The 26099-nt window shown below is 57.5% G+C and carries 31 protein-coding genes and 1 pseudogene; 31 read left to right on the plus strand and 1 reads right to left on the minus strand.

Annotation, left to right across the window (positions count from 1 at the left end):
- Window positions 1-293: 293 nt before the first annotated feature.
- The 14 genes and pseudogenes from PO881_RS23715 to PO881_RS23780 all read left to right on the plus strand — a co-directional run bounded on the left by PO881_RS23715 (window position 294) and on the right by PO881_RS23780 (window position 8122).
- A complete protein-coding gene (locus PO881_RS23715) occupies window positions 294-812 on the plus strand; it encodes a JAB domain-containing protein (protein ID WP_280173488.1) in 519 nt (172 codons plus the stop codon).
- 95 nt (window positions 813-907) lie between these two features.
- Window positions 908-1354 carry a conjugation system SOS inhibitor PsiB family protein gene (locus PO881_RS23720; protein WP_280173354.1) on the plus strand — a complete coding sequence of 149 codons (447 nt, stop codon included), beginning with the start codon at window positions 908-910 and terminating at the stop codon, window positions 1352-1354.
- Window positions 1351-2103 carry a plasmid SOS inhibition protein A gene (locus PO881_RS23725; protein ID WP_280173355.1) on the plus strand — a complete coding sequence of 251 codons (753 nt, stop codon included), beginning with the start codon at window positions 1351-1353 and terminating at the stop codon, window positions 2101-2103. Before PO881_RS23720 ends, PO881_RS23725 begins: the two co-directional genes overlap by 4 nt.
- Window positions 2104-2156: 53 nt before the next feature.
- Window positions 2157-2501: a toxin gene (locus tag PO881_RS23730; protein WP_094111544.1), complete on the plus strand. Its 345-nt coding sequence runs from the start codon at window positions 2157-2159 to the stop codon at window positions 2499-2501.
- Window positions 2494-2808, plus strand: a complete 315-nt coding sequence (locus tag PO881_RS23735) for a type II toxin-antitoxin system MqsA family antitoxin (protein ID WP_280173356.1) — start codon at window positions 2494-2496, stop codon at window positions 2806-2808. The genes PO881_RS23730 and PO881_RS23735 overlap by 8 nt, the downstream gene beginning before the upstream one ends.
- 78 nt (window positions 2809-2886) lie before the next feature.
- A complete protein-coding gene (locus PO881_RS23740; RefSeq protein ID WP_280173357.1) occupies window positions 2887-3285 on the plus strand; it encodes a hypothetical protein in 399 nt (132 codons plus the stop codon).
- A 707-nt stretch (window positions 3286-3992) separates the two neighbouring features.
- A pseudogene (locus PO881_RS24120) lies at window positions 3993-4214 on the plus strand (DUF905 family protein); the annotation flags it as partial.
- 369 nt (window positions 4215-4583) lie between these two features.
- Window positions 4584-4733: a succinate dehydrogenase flavoprotein subunit gene (locus PO881_RS23750; protein ID WP_280173359.1), complete on the plus strand. Its 150-nt coding sequence runs from the start codon at window positions 4584-4586 to the stop codon at window positions 4731-4733.
- A complete protein-coding gene (locus PO881_RS23755; RefSeq protein ID WP_280173360.1) occupies window positions 4730-5302 on the plus strand; it encodes a hypothetical protein in 573 nt (190 codons plus the stop codon). The genes PO881_RS23750 and PO881_RS23755 overlap by 4 nt, the downstream gene beginning before the upstream one ends.
- 90 nt (window positions 5303-5392) lie before the next feature.
- Window positions 5393-5719, plus strand: a complete 327-nt coding sequence (locus PO881_RS23760; protein WP_280173361.1) for a hypothetical protein — start codon at window positions 5393-5395, stop codon at window positions 5717-5719.
- Window positions 5720-5723: 4 nt separating this feature from the next.
- Window positions 5724-5915 (plus strand): hypothetical protein, encoded by a 192-nt coding sequence (locus PO881_RS23765; RefSeq protein WP_280173362.1) that lies wholly within the window; start codon window positions 5724-5726, stop codon window positions 5913-5915.
- 714 nt (window positions 5916-6629) lie between these two features.
- Entirely contained in the window at window positions 6630-6890 is a 261-nt protein-coding gene (locus tag PO881_RS23770) for a hypothetical protein (protein WP_280173363.1), read from the plus strand.
- A 98-nt stretch (window positions 6891-6988) separates the two neighbouring features.
- Complete coding sequence (locus tag PO881_RS23775; protein WP_222235171.1) at window positions 6989-7237, plus strand: hypothetical protein; 249 nt, start codon at window positions 6989-6991, stop codon at window positions 7235-7237.
- A 63-nt stretch (window positions 7238-7300) separates the two neighbouring features.
- The gene (locus PO881_RS23780; RefSeq protein ID WP_280173489.1) at window positions 7301-8122 is read left to right on the plus strand and encodes a DUF932 domain-containing protein; all 822 of its coding nucleotides are present in this window, start codon (window positions 7301-7303) and stop codon (window positions 8120-8122) included.
- 41 nt (window positions 8123-8163) lie between these two features.
- Here PO881_RS23780 and PO881_RS23785 read toward each other — a convergent pair whose 3' ends face one another.
- Window positions 8164-8493 (minus strand): hypothetical protein, encoded by a 330-nt coding sequence (locus PO881_RS23785; RefSeq protein ID WP_280173364.1) that lies wholly within the window; start codon window positions 8491-8493, stop codon window positions 8164-8166.
- 256 nt (window positions 8494-8749) lie between these two features.
- On the opposite strand from PO881_RS23785, the gene mobA reads away from it, so the two are divergent.
- The 17 genes from mobA to pilM all read left to right on the plus strand — a co-directional run bounded on the left by mobA (window position 8750) and on the right by pilM (window position 26098).
- Window positions 8750-9091, plus strand: coding sequence for a plasmid mobilization protein MobA (gene mobA, locus PO881_RS23790; RefSeq protein ID WP_280173365.1), 342 nt, complete (start codon window positions 8750-8752; stop codon window positions 9089-9091).
- The gene (gene traI / locus PO881_RS23795) at window positions 9091-11058 is read left to right on the plus strand and encodes a TraI/MobA(P) family conjugative relaxase (protein WP_280173366.1); all 1968 of its coding nucleotides are present in this window, start codon (window positions 9091-9093) and stop codon (window positions 11056-11058) included. The genes mobA and traI overlap by 1 nt, the downstream gene beginning before the upstream one ends.
- Window positions 11059-11168: 110 nt before the next feature.
- Entirely contained in the window at window positions 11169-11696 is a 528-nt protein-coding gene (locus PO881_RS23800) for a hypothetical protein (RefSeq protein WP_280173367.1), read from the plus strand.
- A gap of 226 nt (window positions 11697-11922) precedes the next feature.
- Complete coding sequence (locus PO881_RS23805) at window positions 11923-12129, plus strand: TraY domain-containing protein (protein WP_280173368.1); 207 nt, start codon at window positions 11923-11925, stop codon at window positions 12127-12129.
- Between the two features lie 601 nt (window positions 12130-12730).
- Complete coding sequence (locus PO881_RS23810) at window positions 12731-13153, plus strand: HNH endonuclease (RefSeq protein WP_280173369.1); 423 nt, start codon at window positions 12731-12733, stop codon at window positions 13151-13153.
- A 126-nt stretch (window positions 13154-13279) separates the two neighbouring features.
- Window positions 13280-13885 (plus strand): hypothetical protein, encoded by a 606-nt coding sequence (locus PO881_RS23815; protein ID WP_280173370.1) that lies wholly within the window; start codon window positions 13280-13282, stop codon window positions 13883-13885.
- Between the two features lie 327 nt (window positions 13886-14212).
- The gene (locus PO881_RS23820; RefSeq protein WP_280173371.1) at window positions 14213-15259 is read left to right on the plus strand and encodes a TcpQ domain-containing protein; all 1047 of its coding nucleotides are present in this window, start codon (window positions 14213-14215) and stop codon (window positions 15257-15259) included.
- 2 nt (window positions 15260-15261) lie between these two features.
- Window positions 15262-16971 (plus strand): PilN family type IVB pilus formation outer membrane protein, encoded by a 1710-nt coding sequence (locus PO881_RS23825; RefSeq protein ID WP_280173372.1) that lies wholly within the window; start codon window positions 15262-15264, stop codon window positions 16969-16971.
- Between the two features lie 5 nt (window positions 16972-16976).
- Complete coding sequence (pilO2, locus tag PO881_RS23830; RefSeq protein WP_280173373.1) at window positions 16977-18332, plus strand: type 4b pilus protein PilO2; 1356 nt, start codon at window positions 16977-16979, stop codon at window positions 18330-18332.
- Entirely contained in the window at window positions 18319-18744 is a 426-nt protein-coding gene (gene pilP, locus PO881_RS23835; protein WP_280173374.1) for a type IV pilus biogenesis protein PilP, read from the plus strand. Before pilO2 ends, pilP begins: the two co-directional genes overlap by 14 nt.
- Window positions 18745-18753: 9 nt before the next feature.
- Window positions 18754-20274, plus strand: coding sequence for an ATPase, T2SS/T4P/T4SS family (locus PO881_RS23840; protein ID WP_280173375.1), 1521 nt, complete (start codon window positions 18754-18756; stop codon window positions 20272-20274).
- On the plus strand, window positions 20271-21338 hold the full coding sequence (locus PO881_RS23845) for a type II secretion system F family protein (protein ID WP_280173376.1): 1068 nt from the start codon (window positions 20271-20273) through the stop codon (window positions 21336-21338). The genes PO881_RS23840 and PO881_RS23845 overlap by 4 nt, the downstream gene beginning before the upstream one ends.
- 99 nt (window positions 21339-21437) lie before the next feature.
- Window positions 21438-21941 (plus strand): type 4 pilus major pilin, encoded by a 504-nt coding sequence (locus tag PO881_RS23850; RefSeq protein WP_222213928.1) that lies wholly within the window; start codon window positions 21438-21440, stop codon window positions 21939-21941.
- A gap of 46 nt (window positions 21942-21987) precedes the next feature.
- The gene (locus tag PO881_RS23855; RefSeq protein WP_280173377.1) at window positions 21988-22926 is read left to right on the plus strand and encodes an ATPase, T2SS/T4P/T4SS family; all 939 of its coding nucleotides are present in this window, start codon (window positions 21988-21990) and stop codon (window positions 22924-22926) included.
- A 12-nt stretch (window positions 22927-22938) separates the two neighbouring features.
- Window positions 22939-24159, plus strand: a complete 1221-nt coding sequence (gene pilV, locus PO881_RS23860) for a shufflon system plasmid conjugative transfer pilus tip adhesin PilV (RefSeq protein ID WP_280173490.1) — start codon at window positions 22939-22941, stop codon at window positions 24157-24159.
- Between the two features lie 279 nt (window positions 24160-24438).
- Window positions 24439-25560: a site-specific integrase gene (locus PO881_RS23865; protein WP_280173378.1), complete on the plus strand. Its 1122-nt coding sequence runs from the start codon at window positions 24439-24441 to the stop codon at window positions 25558-25560.
- Between the two features lie 109 nt (window positions 25561-25669).
- A complete protein-coding gene (gene pilM, locus PO881_RS23870) occupies window positions 25670-26098 on the plus strand; it encodes a type IV pilus biogenesis protein PilM (RefSeq protein WP_280173379.1) in 429 nt (142 codons plus the stop codon).
- The last annotated feature ends 1 nt before the right edge of the window (window position 26099 follow it).

The raw sequence follows: 26099 nt of genomic DNA on the forward strand, positions 1-26099 counted from the left end.
GGGACACAAAAACTTTTTGCCTCCGCCCCTTTATGCCCTCTCTTCGTCGTTGCTACTCGGCCCTCGCCGCGAAAGGCCAGACCGGAAAGATAAAACCCGCGTCAGAGAAGGTCTTTTTCGGGTCCGCAGCGCGAGCTGCACCTACTCAGCCGGATTTAAGGAGCCATGCCATGCAAAACACACTCGCCAGCGTTACCCCTGATTCAACCGCCGACCGTGCGCCGGTTGAAATGATGCCCTGTCATAACACGCAAAACCCTGAAAATAGCGCACCTGAAGCACCCGGGCCTCGCCTGGAAAGCGTCAGTGTTAACGTCCGGTTTTTCACCCGCCTTCAGATTCGTGATGCCCAGGGAAATTACGTAATGGCCACGGAGAGCCAGATCCTGGAGGAAGCCGCGCGCGCTATCGATCATCGCTACCCTACCGGAACCTTTTTTGCCTCACCAGAGGTCTCTGAAGCGTTTTTCAGAGCAAAACTTGCCGGTCGCGAGCGTGAAATTTTTGCAGTCGCTTTTCTGAATAACCAGCATCAGCTGCTTGCCTATGAAGAGATGTTTAAGGGGTCTGTTTCAAGCGTAGAGGTTCATCCCCGGGAGGTGGTGTACAGGGCGCTGCAGCTGAACGCGGCGGCGGTTGTGGTGAGCCACAATCACCCCTCGTTTAACAAAGAGCCGTCCAAGGCAGACATTGCGATAACCGGACGCTTGCAAAAGGTCCTTGAGCTGGTCGCTGTGCGATTCATTGACCATATCATTGTGGCAGGAAACGAGACTGTTTCACTGGCTGAGCGGGGACAACTCAACGGGTAAACCGTTGCAACCAGGCTTGCAGGCTTGCCCTGCCAGCCCCTCTTCCGGCCCGATACCCGGGCCGGATCCATGCCCCTGAGACAGAGCTGAATCCCATGACTCAAGAAGAAAAATTTACGCTTAACACCCTGCAGAGCTTTACCGGCTGCGATTTTGAAGCCTACCGCCACCGGGGCGAGGCGTTTCGCCAGCGCATGAGCGGTGCCGTGATGAACGCGCTGCAGGTGCCCGAAAACTGGCAGACTGACTGCGAAATGCGCGGCGAGTGGGGCGGGGCACACCCGGTTCACCTGCGGCTGACCCGTGCCGATCTGTCCGGGCTTGCCGTTGAGCTGGTCAGCCCGTCGGAAGATTCGCCGCTGTGGTGCGCAGTGCTGACAGATGTCCGCACCCGGTCGCGTGTTCCTCTCAGCGCCAGCTATCGCTTTGACCCTGCGGCGCTGTGCGTAAAGCTTGAAAAAATCGCAGAGTACACGCGGGCAGGCTTCACCGGCGCCGGTGAGCTGATCGCCGCGCTGCGGATGGGAGGGCACGCCGCATGATCCCGAAATCACACTCACTGGTCACCCTGTTGCCGGAACGTCAGGCCGCGCTGCAGGCAATCGCGGCGGTTGAGCACGCACAGCAGCGGGGGACGCGGCTGGCCCGCCATCCCTGGGCCGCCGCGTTTATGAAGCAACTGAGCGGCAGGAGCCGCGTCAGCGTCCAGACGCTGAACCGCATACGGGGCATTTACCTCCGTCCGCGCGAAAAACGCGCGCCGCTGCCCGAGTGGGAAGGTGCGCTGGATATCTTCCTCAGTACGGCGGGCGAGGTTTGCCCGCTGCCGCTGCCGGGCGAGCTGGCAGCGGTCCTGTTTCCGGAGGCCGCTTTTCGCCGCGCGGAGCGCGCAAAACACGCCGCTATGAAGACCGCAGGACATGCCGGGCGGCGCGAGAGGCAGGCAGAGGACTACCGGGAGCGCCAGCTGGAGAACTGCATCAGGCAGGCTGAAACAGAGCTCGCCTTCCGTACGCCGGAAACGCTGCGCGGCTGGTTTTCCGCCTGGTGTTACGACGTCCCGGAAAACGACCTGAAGAACATGATCGCCGCGTGGGCGAGGCGCTTTCCGTCACTGAACGGGCTGGAAACCCTGCAGCCGTACGCCGGAGACGTTGCCTGTGAGGTGGCGGGCGAAATTCACCTGCGGTCCCTGCACATGGACAGGGCGCAGAAAGACATGAACCGCTGGCTCATTCCTAACAAGCTGGCGGCAATATCTGAACCGGGTTTCATCAGGAATAATCGTTGAATCGTCCCCAACTAAGGGATATAATATCCCTTAGTTGGGGACAGGGAAAAACCATGCACGCGACATTTATTGAGCTTTCCAGCTTTCAGAAATACCGGGCTGACTACCTGAACGACGATCAGTTCAGGTTGTTTCAGAACATGTTGCTGGCTGACCCCGAAAAGGGCGACGTGATCCCGGATACGGGTGGCCTGCGTAAAGTCCGGTTCAGGGACGAGCGCCGGAACAAAGGCACACGAGGCGGGATCAGGGTTATCTATTACTGGACGAACGAAAAAGGCCAGTTCATCCTGTTTACCATCTACGATAAGGATCAACGCGACGATCTGACCAAACAGCAGCGCGACGCCCTGGCGGAGGCGCTTAACGTGATTAAAAAGGGGCTGAGACATGACTGAACGTGACATTTTCAGTGAGCTGATGACTGGCATGGAGGAGCTGAAAGATCACCAGGACGGGAAAATCACGCTCAAGACTTACAAGGTCAGCAAGCGCGCACCCGTCACTATCGAGCCGCAGGAGCTGCGCGACGTGCGCGAAAAACTTAACCTGTCACAGGCGGTTTTCGCACACTATCTGCATACGGGCGAGACCACCTATCAGAACTGGGAGCAGGGCAGAGCTAAGCCTAACGCTCAGGCCGTCCTGCTGATCCGCATGGTTCAGCAGAACCCGGACACGCTGCGGACGCTCGCGCAGCTGTAACGCGGATCCATACGATATTCCCGGCATCTGCATAAGACGATATCGGCGCTGCCTGACCGCGCGGCGCGAGAGGAGACGATGATGAGTTTTTTAATGCTGGGTTCCCTGCTAAGCCTGGGTTATGCGCTGGCTTTTCAGTTCCTGGCGCCGGGCGAGACAGGCAGCCTGACATACTGGTGCGGCTACGCGATGTGCTTCGTGCTGGCGCGCCTGCTGGCCTCAAAGCACCCGCAGCCAGCGGGTGACTGGTTAGTGATGAAACTTCTTGCGATGACCGTTCCTGCAGGGGGCGTATTTCTGTGCGCCTGGGGCGGTATGAACCTGCTGGCTGACCCGGCGGCGGGCGAACCGGAAGGCGCTGACATCATGCTGTACTCTTCATCCCATGGGCAGCTTTTGCCGCTTTTGTCCATGATAATGGGTGCGGCCATCCTGGCGGTTTCGCTGTACCGCATAAGATCGCGCGCGCAGAGATAAAATTCGCGGCTATGCCGGTAAAAAACCTGTGCTGACGCACCGGCTTTCTTCCGTCGCGTGCGCTTACTCATAGGAGACAGACGTCGCTCTGTCCTGCTCTCTTTGCTCCTGCTGTTGTGCTTCAGCCATTTCCTTCCTGAAATAATACACACCCGCACGTCACTGGCCATGGCCCCCTTCGGCTCCCCGGCAAGCCGGGTCGTCGAGCCCCACTTCGCTAACCGGCAAAGCCGGCTAGCTCCGCCGGACCGCAAAGGACCGCGTTCCGGGCCTGACGGCTAGGGTCTGATGGCAAAGGTCAACAGCCGCTGCCGGCTTCGCCGTCGCTTTCACCGTCCCGGCGAACCCCCGCCGGGCCTTTAAGGCCAGCCCGCAGGGCGGTCTGAAACGTCCCTTCTGACGCTCCTCTGCTTTCCGGCCAGCCCTTGCGCGGAGGGCTGGTCGTAGCACCGCCGGTTCAGGCAGAAAGGGGTGAAATGCACGCCGCCAAAAACTTTTCGCCAGGGGCCGCAAAAACTTTTTGTCGTCGCCCCTTTATGCCTTCTCTTCGTCGTTGCTCCTTTGCCCTTTGCCGCGAAAGGCCAGACCGGAAAGAAGAAACCCGCGTCAGAGAAGGGCTTTTCGGGCACCGCGCGGCGGTCAGCCGGATCATTAATTTCAGACAGGAGCACATCATGACTTCAACCCAGAACAGCACCACCACTGAAATGCGCTGCGTAGCGGCGCTGGGTGACGGCGCATTTACGCGCGAACAGGCTGCAAACGTCGCTGCCGCCTTCAGCAACGTTTTCATTGAAGACGATCAGGGCAGTCATTTCCGTCTGGTCGTGCGTGAGCCGTTGGGCGCTCTTATCTGGAGGGCTTTCAGCTTTGAACATGATGCGGGCTACTGGCTGCGCAAGTACATCAACAGCCGCGGCGTGCCTCAGACCCTGAATGAGCAACTGACTGCACTGACCGATCTGAATGATGTCGCGATGACGCTGGGGCAGCGCCGGAGCTCTATGGCTCACATTCTGGAAAATCTGGCCAGTGCCGTGGTGCAGCGCGTGCCAGCGGATTCGGTTGTGCTTCCGGCAGATGTTTCGGAAGTCTGGGGTGAAGCAGGGCGCATCGCGCTGGCGCATTTCGGGCTTCAGGGTGAAAAAGCGTTTTTCGCTGCCAGCCAGTGGCTGACCGCTGAGCTGGAGCAGGGCAGCAACGTACAGGCGTAAAAAAAGCAGGGTTTCCCCTGCTTTTTCCACGGCGGCCAGTCCCACCTGGCTGCCTTATCAAAACCAAACCCTCAGGAGAGTTTTATGATTTTTGACCCTCAAATCGTCGCACAGGTGCTGACTTTTGTAAACGCACTGCGCTATAGCCAGCTGGCGCACGTAATCGCCTGGCCGGTTTCACGTCTGCGCCAGTTCGTGGCCACCATTAATAATCTGGCGGGGAACAAAGCATGAGCAGCGAAATTACCCTCAGCGTCCCGGTTTTACTGCCGACAGTCACCCAGGCTGACATCACACGCGTGCTGGGCGAATACTGCTTTATCCGCCTGGATAACGGCGATGAGGCGTTTTTTCATAATGGCCACTGGATAACCGGCGCGGACGCCGCGAGCCACGAGGCCTCGATTATGGGGCTGGCCCAGCGTATGGCGCGCGCGGGTAGTAAGTCGCTGCGCTGTTTTGATCTGCCGGTGCCCGATGACAGTGACTGGAGCTGGGACGATATCGTCACGCAGCTGGCTCGCAGCGCGGTCACCCGGGACGTGCGCGGAGAGCTCACCGTGACATGTAGCGAAAACACGGGCTACGGTCGCGGGGTACATGTCTGCAGCGATCCGCTGCTGAGCGGCATCAACAGCAATCTCTGGTTCCCGCTGAATCCGGCAGAGGACTGGCACGCGGGTATCGAGCGCGTGCTGACCATAAACGGCGTGGCGCAAAACGTGGTGCGCCTGGTGCCGCTGCGCGACTGCGCTGAATGCAGCGATTTTAAAGTCATCTATAACCGCAAAATCTGCGCCTGATGCGAAAAGGGGCAGGGGGTTGCCCCCGCCCCTTTTCGTTACCCGCTCCGGATGACTCCGCAGAGCTGACTGCCTGACCAGGAAACCTCTATGAACCATTCATTAACAGCTGCCGCATCTTATGACGCTGAAACTGATCTCAATGATTTGCGCATTTTAGCGGCTGACACCGATGTGCTGCCGTATGAAGCGGATAACACCAGCCGCACTGGCGTTGCAGCGTCCACGCTGCTCTTTTTTGCTGCCGCGACCGGTATTGACGGCGATGGCGAACCGGCAGAAACAGCCATCACTGACCTGCTGGCAAACCTGATGCATCTGTGCGCGCACTGCTATCCGGACGGCTGCGCCACCTCGTTTGAATCGCTGCTGGAAACGGCCCGGATGCATTTCAGTTCTGAATCCGTGGGAGAGTAAACAGATGACCCTGACCGACATTACCGACGCGATGCTAAGTTCGCAGGAAGGCTATGCGCTGCTGGTAACAGATTCTGTTGAATTCAGTATCAACCGCAGCCTGAAGGACGATGAGATCCTGAGGCTCAGCAGCATTATTGAAAACGCCGTTGCCGATGCTGTCAGGCAGCTTAAAGAGTCGGGGCCTGGCGCCTGAGCATTTACCCCGAACCAGGGGACAGGGAAAAGCCGGTGCTGACGCACCGGCCATCCCCGTCCTGCTGAACACGCCTTTGCGTTGTGGTGTGATGATGCTGTGCGTTTACCTTTTCTGTTCATCCGTTCTGCCCGCCGATCACCGTTAAATTCAATTCAACAGCAACAGCAACAGCAACAGCAACAGCATGGGCCCCCTTCGGCTCCCCGGCAAGCCGGGTCGTCGAGCCCTACGTCGCTAAGCGGCAAGCCGCTAAGCGCCACCGAACCCCTTCGGGTTTCGGCCGCAAGCGGTTTCGGGCTGATGTCCAGGGTCAACGGCCGCTGACGGCTGCGCCGTCTGCTTTCACCGTTCCGGCATAAAGCCGCCGGAACTCTGTTGTCATCCCGCGTTGCGGGCTGCAATTCCCCCTTCTGACGTCTTTCCCGTTTTTCCGGTCGTGCCTTACGCGGAGGGGCTTTTCGTAGCACCGCCGGTTCGTTCAAAAAGGGGTGAAATGCACTCCGTCAAAAACTTTTTGCGGAAGGGCCACAAAAACTTTTTGCCTCCGCCCCTTTATGCCCTCTCTTCGTCGTTGCTACTCGGCCCTCGCCGCGAAAGGCCAGCCCGGAAAAGAAAAATCCGCGTCAGAGGAGGTCTTTTCTGGCTTCAGCCGCCGTCCTGCGATAACGCAACGCGCTGCAGAACAGAATCACACAGCATGAGGGCTGACTGATGAAAAACGTTTTGGAAGGTACTGAAGTTACAGGCCCGGAGCTGACAGCAAATCAGTTTCTGGACGTCTGCAAATACGTCTGGTCATGCGGTGAATTTCTGGGGCCGTCGGGTCTGACCGGTGATGCGTTTGAAGGGCTGGACGTGATCGATGAGCCAACTGAAGAGCCTGAAGCCCTGAAGCTTTACCTGCGCAACCGATGGCCAGTTACCGTTTACGAGTTCGATATTGGTTATACGGTTCTCCGCCGCGAGTCCTGACAGGCGGCAAAGAAAAAGGGCGGAAATTCCGCCCCTTCACCCCGGACGACACGACCAAATGACCGTCCGGATCGTCAACAGAAAAAATGGAGTTAATCATGAAAACTGCCGACCTCAGCATCATCACATCGGTTGCAGGTTATGTAAAGCCCGGCGTTAAGAAGGTGCATGTGCGTCATCGCCACAGCGATCCGGAAACGAAGGCGATTTCGCCGGAAATCCGTGCGCGCAGCCGCCACGTGTTGCACTGCGTGCGCAAGCGTAAAAGCGTTCGCGTACCTGCCATGCGCAGCAGCGAGTGGGGCGAATTTCTTCGCTCTCTTGAAATACGCCGTGCCGTAGCCTGACCAACAACCCGCCGCCCTTCACGGGGCGGCTTCTGAAAATTTTGATGTGAGGATTTAATTATGATGGGACGTATGTTTGCCGGTTTTCGCAATGCGGGTGCTATTCGTCGTGATCGTCCGCTGACAGACGACGAACTGAAGCAGGTTGTGCCGAGCGTCTTTTCAGAAGACAAGCACGGATCACGAAGCGAGCGATACACCTATATTCCAACAATCGCTCTGCTTACCCGTCTGCGTCAGGAAGGTTTCGAACCGTTTTACGCCTGCCAGCAGCGTGTGCGCGATGCTGACCGCATCGACCACGCAAAGCACCTTCTGCGCCTTCGTCGTCACGACCAGATTAAGGGTTCAGAAGTTTCAGAGATTCTGCTTCTTAACAGCCACGATGGCAGCAGCAGCTATCAGATGATCCCCGGCCAGTTCCGTCACATCTGTGCGAACGGTATGGTTTGCGGCGAGGTGTTCGGGCAAATCCGAGTCCCGCACAAGGGTGACATTGTTGGTAAGGTGATTGAGGGTGCCTATGAAATTCTGGACCGGTTCGGGGAAATCGAACATTCACGCGAAGAGATGAAGCGAATCCATCTCGATCGCGCCGAGCAGGCTGCTTTTGCAGAAACGGCGTTGGAGTTTCGTTATGACGGGCAGCACGTTCCAATCAGTGCCGATTCGCTGTTACAGGTTCGCCGTCGCGAAGACAACGCCGATGACCTGCGGACTGTTTATCAGCGTACACAGGAGAATGTTATCCGTGGTGGTTTACGCGGGAGAACGGCCAAAGGTGGACTTACAAAAACCCGCCCTATTAACGGCATTGATGGTGATATTAAAACCAATCGTTTTCTCTGGTTACTTGCTGAAAAAATGAAAGAACTAAAGTCCTGACAAACGATAAGGGAGCCAAAATGGCTCCCTTTTTTTGGTTATCATTTTTGCTGCTGAACGGACTCAGCTGCATTTTTTACTGAATCACTTTTCCTTCGAAGCTTTCCACCCTGACGCTTTTTACCGCTCTCATCTTCTTTGAGAATTTCAGAAATTGACCGCTCACTGAAAACAAACTTCATTGAATCCAGTGCCGACTTAATATCTTTTACGGTGTAACCCTTTTCTTTTGCCAGCATGAGAATGGTGGAGCGAAGATTTTCCAGCGCATCGTTTCTGGTAATTCGTGTTGGCGACAAATCCGGAAGGTTTTCTAGCCTGGTTTTTGCCTCTTCAATCTGCTGCTGTGTGAAAAATTGCTGCGTAGCCATAACCACTCCAATAGAAATCATTTGAAAACCGTGATTCTGCGCCGGATTCGTGGGAATTACCAGTACCTCACCCCACATGACGCCGGTTTACTTCTGACCAGTTAAGTGGCAAAATTCGAACAGTTTATTGAAAAACGCGATTGAAAAACGGGACAGGAAATGTTTTGTGACCACCGCCAGCACGCTGGCAGTGATTCCCAAAACGACCTGCTCAGGGCTCCGCCCCGAGACCCGGGTAATGTGCCAAGGTTGAGTTATGTCGAAAAGTGAAAAGCGTCAGAGAGAAAAACTGGTTAAATGCCGCTGCACCGATGCAGAGTTTGAGGCCATCAATAAGAAGGCACTGGCCGCCGGCCTGACGACATCTGAGTACCTGCGCCGTACGGCACTTAACCGACGCATTACCGTGCGCACCGACATTCGCATGATGAACGAGCTGCTTCGTCTAGGCGGCCTGCAGAAACACCTGTATACCCAGATGCAGGCAAACATGACAACCGAGCTAAGCCACCAGTTCTCGGAAGTTCTGACGAGCATCAAGCACGCCATTAACGCGCTGGACATGACGCCGGTGCCGGTTGAGGACATTAAAGACTGATGAACGTGATCATCCCGCCAAAACGCCGCGATAAGAAGACCAGCTTTAAGAAGCTGGTTAGCTACGTGAGCACGCGCGAGGAAAAGAAAAGCGCTGAGGTTGTATCCCCTGATGCAGCAGAGCAGGCTCCGGGTGCAGAGTACATTTCTACGCCCGGATTTGGTCAGCTGGTTGACTACGTCGGACGTAAGCGTTCAGCACCAGCAAGCGAAATCGTCAGCATTTCACCCGAGGGCATTCAGCGCGTGCTCTCGGGTGAAGTGCTGTGTGAGACCAATTGTTTCTCACTTGAAACCGCTGCGTCAGAAATGAACCTGGTCGCTTCACAAAACCGCCACTGTAAGGATGCGGTGTATCACTTCATTCTTTCATGGCAGGGCGAAGAAGACCCGTTACCGGACGCGATTTTCCGCTCCGTTCGCTACAGCCTCAAACAGCTCGGCATGGAAGAGCATCAGTACGTGGCCGCCATTCACCGCGACACTGACAACGTACACTGCCACGTATCGGCTAACCGCGTTCATCCGCAGACCTATGCTGCACAAAACATGTGGAACGACGCAGACACGCTGCAGAAGTGCTGCCGGGTGCTGGAGCGTGAGTTTGGTTTTAACGTGGATAACGGCAGCTGGCATATGGATCAGTATGGTGATCTCCACCGTACCCGCCGCGACATGCCTTCTGCTCCTCGTGGTGCTGCTAAACGCGAGATTTTTTCTGATAAAGAAAGTCTTCACGGTTATGCGGTGCGTGAAGCCCGTCAGATGCTAAACGATTTTTCTATGCAGGATTGTCTGGACTGGCCGCTAGTCCACAACGTGCTTTATACATGTGGGCTTGGGCTTCGCGAACAAAACGGCGGGCTCGCGATTTATGATCTGCTCAATCCGGAAGGCGTCAGCGTCAAAGCGTCTGACGTACATCCTGCTATCAGCCATGTTGCCATGGTTAAGCGCTGGGGTGATTATCAACCGGCAGCTCCAGCGTCCGATCCGGATGACCATGAGGCAGGGATTCTTACCGTTGATAAATTTTACATGCCGCAGCTGCACGTGCGCGATCAGGAAGCCCGTCGCGAACGTCGTGAAGCACGCGCCGTTGCGCGCGACATTCTGCGTGCCCGCTATGATGCATATCGTACCGGCTGGGAGAAACCTGACCTGCGTGCGGGTGAGCGCTTCCGCCAGATTGCGTCACACTGCGTGGTCGCTAAAGCACATGTTCGCGATACTGTCAGGGATCCGCTGATGCGCAAGCTTATGTACCGCGTTGCCGAATTTGAAAAGATGAAGGCGATGGCTGAACTGCGTCTGCAACTGCGTGAGGAGCGTCAGACTCTTAAAGAGACAGGAGAAGGCCGTCCACTGAGCTGGAAGTCATGGGTTGAACGTGAAGCAGTGAACGGCGACGTTGCTGCACTGAGTCAGATACGCGGCTGGGCTTACCGTGAGAAACGTAATGCTAAGGACCGTGGCACTCACAATACATCTCCTGACGCAGTGGTTTATTTTGGCCCGGGTGATGATGCACCGCTTCTTCGCAATCCGACACATGATTTCAGACTAACCAAAAACGGATGCGTTGAATACCAGCGTAATGGAAAGACTGAAGTTGCTGATTATGGTGACAGAGTGGAGGTGTATCCACGTGACGAAGCTGATCAGGAAACCTGGTGGCTTGCAGCTGCAGTAACCGCACGTCGTTCGGGCGAGAATGCAGTGATTAAGGGTGAACAAGCATCTGTGACCCGCCTGCTTGACAGCGGCGCGGTACTGAATGCCAATAATGCAGACCACCGGTTAAGTGTTGGCAATAAAGCCCAGCAGGATCGAATTGATGTCACCGAGGCGTGGTTCCGCGAGAAGTACCGCAACAATGCTGCTGATATGGAAGCGGTGCCTCGTTACGAATCAAATGAGCCGGAAAATCTTCCTGCTCGTACTATCAGAGATTTACCACGACCATGAGGAGGATAACAGAAGAGACATAAGCCAAACGTGATTATTTAGTCGCTGATTGCACAGGGGTTGGAGCCTGTACAACCAGCTAACCATAACAACCTATTAGGGAGGCTGCCATGGCTGCCGTGGATCCTATTGTATATGCACAATTGTGCAAGCCTTTTCCTGTCTTAACTGAAAGGCAGGTAACAAATTTATGTTTTTATGCGCTAGGGACAGTTCACCAAGATGCATCTTTGTTGCTTGGCCTGGCACCATCAACAATTAAAAAATCTCTTGAGAGCTCACAAAAGAATGTTGGCTTAGAGTCTGTACATGATTTTAAGCCCGTATTTTGGGCAAGGATCGCTCTAAAGCAAATTTGCCAAAATAATGGGCTGGACTTCTATCCACTTCTAAATCTCGAAGGCCTAAACACGCTCAAGAAGATCTCTCATATCATTCCCGAATTAAAATCAGAAAGTTTTAAATTCGCCGTCCTATATACCTTAGGTTTTTCTGCATCGGTTTTAGCCAGTAGTTTCTCTATAGACCTGACTGTTGTCGAAGAAAAACTGATGGCGGTAATGATTTTTTTCGACATTCCCAATCTAGCACTTTTAAGACCCTACATAGCTAGCAGGCTCTTGCTAGATTTGTGTTAAGTAACTCTAATGTCTCAATTGAGGCATTCGTAAAAAAAAGCGCATTTTTTTTGCGCTTTTTTTTTAATCAAAAAATAAATAAATAACCTGTAATCAATAGCTTAACGAAAAACTCCAGTACTGTGCGTTTATCCACTATCCATGTGGATAGTTTTCAAATTAGGACCATTCCTATTTAATGGCGACCACTTACTTAATGCTTACACAACGCATACACGGAGTTGACATGGCAGCCCCCAAAAACCACAAAGGCATCGCAATCATGCTGTACATGTCTACGGAGCTGAACGAAAAACTTTCTGCGTCAGCCAAGAAATCCGGCCGTGCGAAAGTCACAGAAGCGCTGTTTCGTTTAGAAGACCATCTTGAATTATTCGAATCGATTGCCACACCAGGGCAACGTTTTCCTGCCGGAAGCGGCAGTAAAGACTAATAGAGTATCTGAGCCGGCTCATTAATTGCCGGCACTCATTTCTGATGAATTATGCGCATTCGCGCAGGGCTTCTTTTTGCCCAAAAACGGCCTCAGCTCTTTAACAATGTGCCCGAAACCCTGATCTCAAGGTCCTCTCTTGCCGGCAAGCTATAACGATGCACGGAAGACGTCCGGAGGCTATGTCATGGCCAGAATCACATCAGGGGAACCCGCAGAAATACGGGGCAGGTAATAAGAGACTGAGGCATGCATTTCAGGTCGCTTATTTCGCTGACGGGCACCGCGCAAAGTCGGAATTGTGGAGCGTAACCGTTATACCCCTACGTACAAATTCGATGTATCCAGTTCGACCGGTGCATTTACTGCATCAGGCCCCGGCGCGATCCGCCGGACACAACCTGTATCTGGAGAAGATTAGCCCTGCACTTTCGTGCGGTCGTGAACGGGCATCCCTGACGGTTTCAATTCGCAAAACGCACAGTGACACAGAGCATTCTGTGCATACCCACTCTTGCGAGTGGGTCTGCCCGGATAGTCTTTTAATCGTTTCATTTAAACGGATGCCCGGGGACGCGGGCGCATTTCATGGGGTGAAATCATGCATCTTTCCAAATCAAAACGCGAAGCGCTACGGCGGCAGTTTAACGGCTGCTGCGCCTACTGTGGTGAGGTGTTGCCCGCACAGGGCTGGCACGCAGAAGCTATCAGTAAAGAGTTCGTTGAGGGGGGTATTGTTCCCGTCTGCACCACCTGTCGGACGATCAAAGGAAATTCCACTCCTGACGAGTTCAGGGCGCTGCTCGCAGAGCAGGTCGACAGAGCGCTGCGCCACAGCGTGAATTTCCGTACGGCGATGCGCTTCGGCCTGGTGAGCCCGCGGGCTGAACGGGTTGAATTCTGGTATCAGCGCTGTGACGGCATTCGCCCCCAGAAGTCTGATAAAGCTCAGGATGAAACAGGTAGTAGCTCTCTGAGAGACCGGCGTCTGAAGCTAAACGAAGGCGCCGGAAATAATTTATGAAACGCTCTGTGTTCCTGCGTGCATCCCTCCGGCGTGCGCTTCGTCCCAGCCGGTCAGGACCTCCCGTCCCGCAGCCGGGCCCGCTGACAAAAGTCCCGATGTGGCGTTCTCTGAAGGAATAAAATCATGAACAAGATACTTCTCCGTCGCGCCTGCCTGGCGCTGACGCTCGTCTTTCCGCTTGCTTTGACATCCTGCCTTCCCCATGAAAAAAGCGTTGCGCCGCAGACCTATCCCGCAGGCGCATGTCAGAGCTGTGATGCGTTTAGCGTCAGCGTCTGGCATGTCAGCGGCGGTGAGGCCGGACTGACAGACTTCTTTCCGGCTCAGGACTCCTCAACCGAATCGCTTAATTCTGGGGATATGAAGGTCATTGATGCTGCCAGAGCTGAAGCCATCATGCAGCTATTGCAGCATAACAGACGCTCAACTTTTATCGGCAAAGCATGGAGCACGACTGCCGCCGGCAAGAGCCAGCTGTTAAGCGTTAACAATGCTTCAGGCGCATTTTCAGCCGAGATTACGGCTGGCCCTCAGACCCGCAAACTATCATCCCGCGTGGTGAAACTCATCCTTTCAGACAGCATTCCTGTTACAGAGGGTCGGGTTTCTGAAGAAAAATCACGGGTAAGCGCCCGCGTGCTGCTCAGAGACGGCCAGACAGTGTTGTCGGTTCGGTCTGTGCAGGACGGCTGGCTTGTGTGGCTTATTGGCGCAACGTTCTCCGCCTGACGTCTGCCCGGCGTGTCCGGGCCATTTCTTTCCCTGCAACGAAAAGCGCACTCACCCTGACCGGTCAGTGCGCTTTTCGTTGTGGCGGACCTGCGGCCAGCGCACGCGGTCAGACTGACATCGTCTTATTACTCATTAATGCGATGCTACAAGTCTAAGTCATGCCGCTCTGGCGTCTGTCAGTCTGGCCAGAGCACCGGGAGGCACCCGGCGCCGCAACACCCCTTCTGACCGGCAGGTTTCGCCTGCCTTCCCGCACGGTTTTTGCCGGTCCGGCTCCGGCCGCCGCAGAGACGGTGCAGCCCTGAATTATCCGGAGTTCTTTCTATGTCATTTACCGAACGGGCAGGGCTGATACCGGTCCTGTTTCTGACTGGCTGCGCGCAGCAGGCGGTCATCACCGGGCCGCCCTCGGGCAGCGTGGTGGACGGCATCCTCTCGCGCAGCGCGGCCGACATCAGCGCCATGCAGTACCGGGTGCACCAGACCGGGCCTTCGGCTCAGCGGCCGGCCGGTCCTGCCGCGAAGCCTGTCACTCAGGTTCCGGGCGTTGCCAGTGCTTCAGCACTGACAGGTAAGCCTGCGTCCACGGTGCCGGTCTCAGTGGCGGGTGCGGGACCAGCCGACGGCTTTGTCCGGCAGGACGGCGCGGCGCCCACGTTGCGCGCGGCGTTGCGAAAAATCATTCCTCCCGGGCAGACGGTGGTATTCGGCAAGGCGGTATCCGCCGATGCGCCGGAGCTCTGGCGCTGGACGGGCAACGACCGCTGGCAGTACGTCACTCAGAGGATGCTGGCGGGGCACGGACTGAAGGCCACCGTGGATGAAAAGGCCCACACGGTTACGATCGAACCTGCCCAGCGCGCGCAGACGGCGCATGCTGCCAGCCCATCCGTTTCGCCGCCGGTGCCGTCGGGTGCGCCCGCAAAAGCCGCGCCAGTGGGCACAGTGAAAGCCACACCGTTACCCACCACCGGCCGTAACCCGTTCCGCGGGAATAAGGCAGTATCTGCGGCAGTCAGCCAGACCAGAGAACCGGCCACGGCTGTGGTCAGGGCTCAGCCTGCGGTACGCACATGGAAGATCGAGCGGGGCACCACGCTGCGGCAGGGCTATGAACAATGGGCGTCACAGGAAGTCTGTCCGTCAGATAAGCCAAAGTGGACGGTCCGCTGGGATACGGGCACCAACTACCCGATCGATTACACGCTGACATTCCACGCCGCGAGCTTTGAGGACGCTACAGCCCAGCTGTTTAACCTCTGGCATCGTGCGCAGGTTCCGCTGTTTGTCAGCGGCTACCGTCAGCAGTGCCTTGTCGTCGTCAGTGACGCTCCTCCGGGCACTCCTTCTTCGTCTTCGCCACAGGAATAACCATGTTTAAAAAATCCACGCTTGCCGTGCTGATCTGCAGCACGCTGCTGCAGGGCTGCGCCCTGGAGCGCATTAATGATGTAAACCGTTCTGCAGGCACCACCGCCGATGAGGCCTCAGCGCTTATCAGGCAGGCTGCGGAAAATCGCCCCGTGGTGCAGTTTCAGAACAGCCAGTATGTGAGCCCCGTGCCGCTGCCGGTCGCAAAGTACGACGCGCCCCGTGAGGTTGTGAACTGCAACATGCCTTACCGGGCCGTCAAGCCGCAGGATATCTGGCAGTTCAGCCAGGACATTGCGACCGTTTGTCACATCCGTACGCGCGTGACGCCGGACGCGGCGGCCGTGCTGGGCGGTGGCGGAGGCCAGAACGGATCGCCGACCCAGCGTCTGGCCAGCGTACCGTCACCTGCACTTCCGACCGGCGGCGACATGCGGCCGCTGGACTCTTTCGGTACCGGTGCTACGGCCAGCGCGGCGGCACCCTCAGCTGGCACGTCACGCACGTTTTCAGGCGTAACCTACACCGGCAACCTGGGTGGCCTGCTGGATATCGTGACGGCACGTCTGGGCATTTCCTGGAAGTACGAGGACGGGATGGTCACGTTCTTCTATCTGCAGACGGCGCGCTTTGATATCGAGCCTTCTGACGCCAAATACGCGCTCACCGGCTCGGTGGTCAGCGGCGTGTCTAACAGCAGCAGCTCCGACGGCGGCACCGGTTCCGGCAGCTCGGGCTCAAGCTCCAGCGGCGGCGTATCCGGCGAGAGCGGGACGAGCCTGAAGTCCGACGTCGCCATGGGCAACAACCTGTATGACGACCTGAAGTCCACGGCGGAGAGCATGCTGACGCCTGGCGTGGGCCGCCTCGACATGAACAAGACCACGGGCACGGTAGTTATTACCGACGTGCCGGAGGTGGTGCGTCGCGTCGGGGAGTATCTGACCTCTGAGAACAAAGCGCTGAGCCGTCAGGTTAACCTCAAGGTGGTGATTTACACCGTCAATACCGAAACGAGCGATGCGGTCGGCATCGACTGGAACGTCATCTACAAAACGCTGGCCGGTAAGTACGGCATTAACCTCGCCGGGCCTTCAGGCACCGTAGCCGATGCGGGCTCGGTCAGCTTCTCGGTGCTGGACACGGCCACCGGCGCGGCGCGGCAGTTTGCCGGTTCATCGTTCCTGTTTGACGCGCTGTCTAAGCAGGCGAAAGTGGCGGACGTGCGCACTATTCCGCTGATGACCACGAACATGGCCTCTGCGTCCGTGGTGGTGGGGCGTCAGATAGCGTACTTAAAAAGCGTCTCAACCACCGTTTACTCCACGGGCAGCACCACGCTGCCGTCGCAGACGCTGACGCCGGGCTCGGTCACCACCGGAACCAATATCACCATCTTCCCGAAAATCCTCGACGGCGGCGATCGCATGATGCTGAACATGTTCCTGAACATTTCCAGCCTGATTCAGCTGCGTGAAATCAGCTCGGACACCGAGAAGCTGGAGGCGCCAGAGGTTGACTCCCGCTCCGTTCCGCAGCGCGTCTGGCTGAAACCCGGTCAGACCGTGGTTATCAGCGGGCTGGAGCAGAACGTAGCGACCTCAAACCGTCAGGGGCAGCTGTCGCCGGATAATCAGGTCACCGGCGGCCAGCGTTCGGGCGACCGGACGCGCCAGTCCTTCGTCATTACCGTCACGCCTTACATCAGGTAACTGCCATGAAGAAAAACAGGAAGACGCCGGCACCCACGCAGGACGCCGGCGATATCCGCCTCCTGACCATCAACCAGCGTCGTTTTGTGGTAGGGCTGACTTGGCAGACGATCCGCGCGCAGCGTAACCCCATGAAAGAAATTCGCCGCGTCGGAAAAGCCCAGGGTCTGGACCTTGTGGCGGTGCGCCGCAGCGACAGCATTCAGGCCGGCTTTGCACCTAAAACGCGCCTTCGCCTGCGGGGTACTTACTCGCTGACGGTGGCGCTGGCGTCGCTGCTGGAAGGGTGCTGCATCGCCGTGGTGCCGCTGGGTGAAGGGCCGGACGGCGCCCTGCAGTACACGCTGGTCGGCAAGACGGAGCGCGGTGGCATCCACCCGTGGTCAGATAAGGTCTACGCGGCGGAGCTGCTGCGCCAGACGCTCATTGATCTGCGCGGCGAGCTGCGCGGCAGCAAGGACAACCTTGAGGTGCCGGTGTACGGCGATCCGGCGGTCGCCGGCGTGACCGCCCCCCTGGACCTTGAGGCGGTCCTGGCGCCAAAGCAGCTGAGTAAGGACTTCCGGCTGCGGCCGCTGACGTGGGGCATGACGCGCGGGCAGCTGATGGCTGCCGCAGCAGTGACCGCGCTTGCGTTCGCCGGGCTGGGGTTCTGGCTTCACGTGGAAGGCGAACGGGAAGCGGCCGCCCGGGCGGCGCTGCAGCGTGAAATGGCGCGGCAGGCAGAGCTGAATAAAGAGGCACGCTATAAGGCTGCGCTCGCCAGCTTCCGCCACCCATGGACGGAGCAGCCTTCGGTGGGCTCTTTCGTCGGGCAGTGCCAGCGTGTACTGGACCGCGTGCCGCTCTCAATTGAGGGCTGGATGAGTGTCACGGTGGTCTGCGCGCAGGGCGACGTCAGCGTACAGTCCATCCGGCGCACTAACTCGGCGGCCACCACCGCGGACTACGTGGCTGCGGTTAAGAAGCTGTTCGGCGTCACGCCGGTGTTCAGCTTCGCCGACAGCAGTCAGACCTCGTTCACGCTGCCACAGACGCAGAAGCCGGAAGGGGATGACCCGATGGTACCGGCCGATGAGAGGCTGATGCAGTTCATCTCGCGCTTTCAGTCGCTGAACATCGATCTGGCCGTGTCGGCGGTGCCGATAAAGGACGTTAAGAAGAACAGCGAAGGGGAAGACCTGCCGGTGCAGGACTGGCAGGAGTATCAGTTCTCTGCCGAAACCGACGTCCCGCCGCGCGACATCTTTGCCGGCGCCGGCTTCACCGGCATCCGCCTCTCACAGATTACCGTGGCCATTAACACCTCCGACGGCTCAGTCCGCTACAAACTCTCAGGATCGCTCTATGGAAAACGTTAAGTATGCAGCGCTGATGCTGCTGGCCTGTGGTCTTGCGCACGCGGAAGCGGACGTCAGGACTGTAGGCGACCTCGACCGCCTGCAGAGCGGCCGCGTGTTTTACGACGCGCAGGCCGCTTATAACAAAGCAAAAATGGCGGCGGGACAGGCCGACACCGTGGCGGTGCAGGCGAGTCCCGTACCTGTCCCCGGGGTACCTTCACCGGGTCCGGCAGCGGCTGGCCCGGTAACGACCCTGCCCACGCTTGAAAAGGTGGCGGGCACGGTGGCCACGCTGAGCTTTACGGACGGCAGCAGCACGCAGGTGCGTCCGGGCGACAGCGTGAACGGCGGCTATACAGTGGTGTCCGTTTCAATGCGCGGCGTGGTCATCAAACGCACGCTGGACGGACGCGTCTTAACCCTTAACTGAGGTGGCGTCATGATGAACCTGAGTGAAAAAACCCACACGTTGCTTCCCCTCGCGCCGCCCGCCAGCGGCCGGCCTTTCTCTGCGACACTGAGAGAGAGCGTCCGCTTCATCCGCGACGAGCAAAGTCAGTATCACTGCCTGTACGTACTGAACGAGCTGGATGACAGCACGGAATTCTTTGAGCTGCGCGAGCAGCTGCGCGGTCAGGGGCTTAAGCCAGGCGTCACCTGGTGCAACCGCGAGGAGCTGGAGAAAATTTCGCAGCAGTTCAGCGACGGCAGCGGTGAGAGCGTTGAAGGAACCAGCGACTTTCAAAACCTGAACCTGACGCTAATAGCGGAAGCCACGAAGATGCGCGGATCGGATATCCACATCCGCATTGAGCACAAATTTACGCGCGTGCTCTACCGTATTGACGGCAACCTGCGCAGGATGCGCACCGAGTCCGCGGAATGGGGCACCCGACTGGTGAACGCGTTGTACAACTCCATGTGCGAGGAGCACAGCAAAACCACGCTGAGCTTTACCGAGCCCTGTGACGCGCGCGTGCGCGAAGAATTCGTGAACGGCTACGGCCTCAGCACCATCCGCTTTGCCAGCCGTCCGGGCGGGCAGGGGCGTCTGGCGGTGGCGCTGCGTCTGGTAAGCCGCCGCAAGCAGAGCCTGCACTTTGAGCAGCTTGGCCTGACCGCGCCGGAGGAGACCACGCTGCGCCGCCTGCTGAGCAGCTCAGGCGGGACTTTCTACAGCGGGCCTACCGGCCACGGTAAGTCCACGGTCTGTCAGGTCTCCGCCGAGTTCCTGGCGCGTGAAGACTCAGGTGAAAACATCCTCTCGGTAGAAGACCCGATAGAGTCCCCCATCGAGGGCGTATTTCAGACGCCGCTCGGCCAGCAGACCTTTGCGGAAGCCATTAAGAACCTGCTCCGTATGGATCCGGACCGCATATACAACGGTGAGGTCCGCGACGCGGGTTCGGCTAACGGAGTGGTAGAGGCGATACAGACCGGCGCTCCGGTACTGACTACCATCCACACCAACTCGCCGGCTGACATTATTCAACGCCTGCGTCGCTTCGGCGTGGATGAAGACCTGCTGTTTGATCCGACCATCATTTCCGGCCTGATTGGCCTGCGACTGGTGCCACTGCTCTGCGGTAACTGCAAGCTCCCCTGGCATCAGGGACGCGATGGCGTGAGCCCGGTCATGCAGGACATGGTCGAGACGCATGCGGGCTCCGCCCGCGCTTATCTGCGCAATCCGGGTGGCTGTGACAGCTGCGGTCACACTGGCATACACGGGCGTACCGGCATTTTTGAAGTCATTGAGACGGATAACCGCTTTATGCGTCTATACAGCGAAAAGGGCAAAATGAACGCCTACCTCGACTGGATAGACCGCGGTGGCGTAACGCTGTGTCAGAACCTGCTGCGCCTGATTAACAGCGGCGTCACGGATCCGGTATGGGCTCACCGCCGCATCTGTAACCTTGACCGGGATGCCCGGCTCAAAGCGGGGGCCGACCTGTGAACAGACTCGCACGCGCAATTTATCAGGCCACGTTCAGCGCGCAGGACCGCATTGAAATTTATGACGACTTCCGTCAGTACCTGCTGGACGGGCGATCCGCTAAGGAGACCTATCAGAAGCTGATTGATAATTACAGCCGGCGCGGGAAGAACCCCGGCGATGCCGTCGCGCAGATACTTACAGAATGCGCTGAAAACCTCGGCGCCGGCTTCGGGCTGGGTGATTCCCTGAGAGAATGGATCCCGGATCAGGAGCTCAGCATCATTGAGTCATGCGATCTGGCAGGGCGCCCTGAGGACGGCTTTATCAACGCAATTGATATTGCCAGCGGGACCGGACGCATCAGCGGCACGGTAAAGTCCACCGTGGCCGTGACGGCGTACCTGACGATGCTGACGGTCGGTGTGGTGGTCATGTTCTGCATGATGCTGGTTCCGGTGATTATTCAGGCGGTTCCGCTCAGCCAGTGGAACGGCGTGCAGACGGCGGTTTATTACTTTTATCTGCTGCTCTCCGACTGGTGGTGGGCGCTGCTGATGCTGTTCGCCGGCTTTATTACCCTGGTCGTGTGGTCGCTGCCCCGGCTGACCGGGCGCCTGCGCTTCTTCCTGGACCGCTTTCCGCCCTGGTCCATTTACCGGCGCATTCACGGCGCGGCGTTCATCATGAACGTCAATGCCATGGACGCGGCGGGGATACCGATGGAGCGCGCCATTGCCAGCATGAAGGAATCCACCCGTTCGGCGTGGCTGTATGAGCGCCTTGAAGCGCTGGAACACGCTATTTCCGCCGGCGAGGAAAATCTTGGTCAGGCGCTGGACGCCACCGGCTACGAGTTCCCTGACGAACGCGCCATCGTCAAGCTACAAAGCCTGTTTGAGACAAAAAACAGCGAGGGCTCGTTAAAGCGCTTTGCGTCAACCTGGCTTGAGCGCACGGTTAACAGCGTCGAGCGTACCGGCGATCGCATGCGCATCGTCAGCCTGCTGCTGTGCGGGGTGCTGGTTGCTTCGCTGATGCTCATCATGTTCAGCCTCATCCAGAAGGCATTTTTCTTTAACTAGGCGGACGGCCGTTCGCTTCAACGCACCATGTTTTTTCCAGTCAGCCGCCCGGCCGTCGCCGCGCGGCTTCTTTCCGTGTGTCTCCTCAAAGGTGATGAAATGAAGAAGTTAAAAAAGGGTATTGCGAACATTACTGACTCCATCAGTTCGCTGGGCATCATGATCGTGGTTATCAGCCTGGTCGTGGCGGCGGGCGCGCTGGCCTATTTCTACGTGAACAGCACGAGCGAGGTTACGCTCGTAACGACGGTCATGAACGAGACGCGCAACCTGCGCGCATCAAGCGGCTATGGTACGGACGATTACGTGCCTGCGCTGGTGAAGGGTGGCAGCATTTCGAAAAGTTACACCATCACTAACAACCTGATTTACAACAAGTCAGGCGGACAGGTCACGGTGAAGGGCAACGGCGTGGGCTTTATCGTGACCGACGCGGGCCTGCCGCAGCGTGACTGCGTGAAGGTCGCGCGCAGCATCGGCACCGCCGACCTCGCATCCACCAAAATTAACAACACCACGTTTACCTCCGAGGTGACCGCGGCCAATGCTGCGACCGCCTGCGTGGACGGTGACAACACGCTGACGTTTACCACCAAGTCTTAACGCAACGCCGCCGCACGCCGGCGGCACTTATCCGGACCGACTGACTATGACCGCCACTGCGCTCAGTGAGACCGATTTTATCGATCTCTACCTCGGCGAAGACTATGCCGAAATCAAAGGACTGGTCGGAGCCAGCCGTTTGCTGATGCCCGTGCCTGAGAATATTGCTTCTGACGTGCAGGCGCTCCGCGCGCTCTGCGAACGCAGGCACCAGGAGACCGGGCGTAATGAGTTCTCCTGCTTTTATGGTGAGCGTCTGTATCGTGCCACGGTCTCCCGCGACTTACTGGGGCGAACCGGTTTAGTGCTGCGCCAGACCCCGGCCACTCTGCCGGCTTTTGATGATATTCCACTCAGCACGCCCCTGCGCCGTTCTGTAGAGCTGCCCAGCGCAACAGGGCTGGTGCTCATTTCCGGCGAAATGGGGGCGGGGAAAACCACCTCCGCCGCCGCCATACTGAGCCGCCGCATCGTTGTGACTGGCAACCTCGGCGTTTCCATTGAAGACCCGGCGGAAACCCTGCTGCAGGGCCGTCACGGCGACGGGCGCTGTATTCAGCTTGAGGTCGGGGAGAACGAAGGGTACGCCAGCGCGACGCGAAAGGCCTACCGCATGGGGGCTGCGGCGTTTCTGCTGGGAGAAATCAGGGACGGCGCCACGGCACACGAGGTGCTTAAAGCCTCGCTCAGCATGTTCGTCGTGTCGACCATTCACGCGGCGTCCGTTAAGGAAGCGCTGGAACGCTACGTGATGTTCTGCGAGGAAATAAGCCCGGCCGCCAAGGCCAACATTGCGAGCACGCTGTACGTGCTGGCGCACCAGAGGATGCGCGTTAACCCTTTGAACAATCAGCGTCAGGTGGACATTACCGGCTTTAATCTGCGGCACGCAAAAACGGCTGACACCATCCGCGCCAAAATCATGGCGGGCCAGTTCAACTTTGACGATCAGTTCTCCTCTATCTCCTATGACTTTAAGGAATAAACCGTGAACAAGATGAAACGGGGCATTGCGCAGATTACCGATGCGACTGTGGCCTATGGGGTTGTTGCCGTTATTATCGTGACGCTGCTGATACCACTCACGCTGTGGGCCGCGGACGAATACCGGATGAACGTGGCGGCCGGTCAGGCCAACACGGTGCAGAAAGCGGTCAACCGCTATATTGCCGATCAGCAGGCCACTATCGCGGCCAACAGCAGCCCCTCAGCGGGTTACACGCTGACGGTGCCGATGCTCATTACGGCGGGTTACCTGCCGACCGGCTATTCGGCGACTAACGCCTACACGGCGACCTATCGCACGCTGATTTTTCAGCCGTCGACGAATAAATTTCACACCATGACGTTCCTCACCGGCGGCTCGACGCTGTCGCTCAGTGACGCCCGCAAGCTCGCTAATCATATTGGCGCGGCGGGGGGATACATTGAAAGCGGCGTGGCGAAGGGCGCGCTCGGCAGCTGGCAGGAAAACCTGTCCGCGTTCGGCGGCTATAACCCGGGCGACGGCAGCGTGGTGATTGCCGGTTTCTACTCCAACGGCGCGCTGGTCAACGACTACCTCTACCGCCACAGCGTGGCTGGTCACCCGGAGCTGAACACCATGGGCACGACGCTTAACATGGGCAGCAACGACATCAGCAGCGCGAAGACGATCGGCACGCAAACGCTGAACGCATCTGCCAACGTGAATACCGCGCGACTGACCGCCACGCAGAGCATTCAGTCAAACGGTACTATCAATGCCAACGGCAGTATTACTTCTAACAGCAATATTGCGGCCGCTGGCAACATCACAACGAACAGCAGCATGGTCGCGAACGGAAATATTACAGCAAACAACAGCATCACGGCCGGCGGTAACGTGACGGCCAATAATGACGTGCTGGCAAACGGCACATTGCGAAGCGCGCATGATGCCGTAATCGGCGGCATTCTTAAGCTTCAGCAGGTCAATACTGTTGGCACATACTGCGACACATGGGGGGCGGTAAGCCGTGACGGCGCTGGCGCCATACTTTCCTGCCAATCCGGTGTGTGGGCGAAATCTGCACAGGGGCGTACCGGGTATTACTGTCGCAGGACTTCCTTTGATAAAGGCCGCTCTGATGACTACGTAGGTTATACGCCGAGAACCGATGATAACTGTCCGGTTATTCAGCCCGGGCAAGCGCCCAACGGATACTGCAGCTGTATCAAAATAATACTTGATTACTGAACTACCTCATTGAATGCGTACTGCAAAGCACCGGAAGTTGTCATTAGTGCAGTACTGTCCATCCTCTGTGCATGCATCCGAGCCCGTAACAACCCAGCCCTGTGTTGCCATTCCTGAGCTGGTCAGATAGGACTGGCAGGCATCACCATAATTTTCCACGGCTCCAGGAATGCTCCAGGTTGTTCGCTCGAGACCTGTCGGTCCCTGTTTTTTCCACATACCGGATTGGCAGTGATGTCATGACGTTGTGTAATATCTACCCCCTTTTTTGGGGGGGTTATGGCAATCAGACAACGTATAAGAAAAATGGCCTTATCGAAGGCGCTTGATAAATACTGCCGGGTGGTATCAGTACACAAGCGTGGTCATTTGCAGGAGTTTTATCGCATCAACGTGCTGAAACGGTCGCCACTGGCGGAGAAGTACATGGATGAGATCTCCTCAGTGGATATCGCCTCTTACCGCGACGCCCGGCTGGGAACAGTCAGCGAACGCACGGGAAGAACGATTAGTGCTAACACGGTGAGACTTGAGCTGGCGCTGCTCTCTGCGCTCTACAATCTGGCGCGTATAGAGTGGGGAACCTGCACGCACAATCCGGTCGAACACGTCCGTAAACCGCAGGCATCCTCTGGCAGAACTCGTCGGCTGACGTCTCTTGAAGAGAGGAGGATCAGGCGCTCACTGCTCGCCCGAAACGCTGAGCTTGCGGTGATATTTACGCTGGCCATCGAAACCGCCATGCGTCAGGGAGAAATTCTTTCGCTGCGGTGGGAGCACGTGGATTTGAACCTGGGAATTGCTCATCTGCCCATGACCAAAAACGGTACGGCACGCGATGTGCCGTTGTCCTTTAAAGCCCGGCAGGTGCTGCGTGAGTCTGGAAGTGCTCTCTCCGGTCCGGTGTTCAGCTATACCTCCAACGGTTTCAAAAGTGCCTGGCGCGTGACGCTTGCCGGGCTCGGCATAGAGGATTTGCATTTTCACGATCTGCGGCATGAGGCGGTCAGCCGGTTGTTTGAGCTGGGCACCCTGAACGTAATGGAGGTTGCCGCAATATCCGGGCACAAAAGTCTGAACATGCTAAAACGCTACACGCACCTGCGCGCCACGCAGCTGGTCAGCAAGCTTGACGTCCGGCGCCGGCAGGCGCAGAAGTTTGCCGCACTCTTCGTACCGTATCCCGCTGAGTTTTGCGAAGAAAATGGAGCCGTCACGGTGCATTTCGCCGACCTTGATCATCTGACGCTGCCAGCGCCTTCACGGGAAGAGGCGCTTATCAGGGCATCGACCGATTTACTGCGAATACAGGCACAGGCAGCCTGCGCCGGTAAACGGCTTCCGCCGCCGGGAGCGGTACAGGCCAACGACACACGATGGACACTCATTCAGCCGCTCTGAAAGCCTGAAACTTTTCATGGATTCTGACCTGCGCGGGGATTAAGTCCTCCTGCAGGCATCCTCCTGTCCGCTCTGCGGGCAGGCTCTGTCATCACTCTCTGGATAAATTATGCGATCGTCCGTTTTCTTCGCCGCCGTCCTGCTGGCTGCGGTAAGCATTCTGCTGTCCTGCGTTAATGACGTCAGCCGTGAGAGCGTGGCGAGCGTGACGCAGGCGCAGATGTCAGGGCAGTTTCTGAATTACGTCGCTGCATTTAACAACCTCTGGACCGGCAGCACGCCGGCGGACGGAGACGCTGCAGCGCGGATCACTCTGCCTTCCTGGCTTCCGCGAAATACCGGAATTCAGCTGCGCATCAGCGGTGGCACAGGCTACGTTTTCACCCCGTCCTCTCCGGGTCTGTACGCTCAGCTGATGGACGACACGGAAAACAGTTCGCACTTTGGTTTGTCCGATGCGGCAGGTATTAACACGCCGTCTGGGCGGATTGCCCGGCCCGATTTTATACCGGCCGGTTATGTGGTTTACATGAGGTAGC

Source organism: Pantoea sp. SS70 (assembly GCF_029866845.1).
Lineage (GTDB): Bacteria > Pseudomonadota > Gammaproteobacteria > Enterobacterales > Enterobacteriaceae > Pantoea > Pantoea leporis.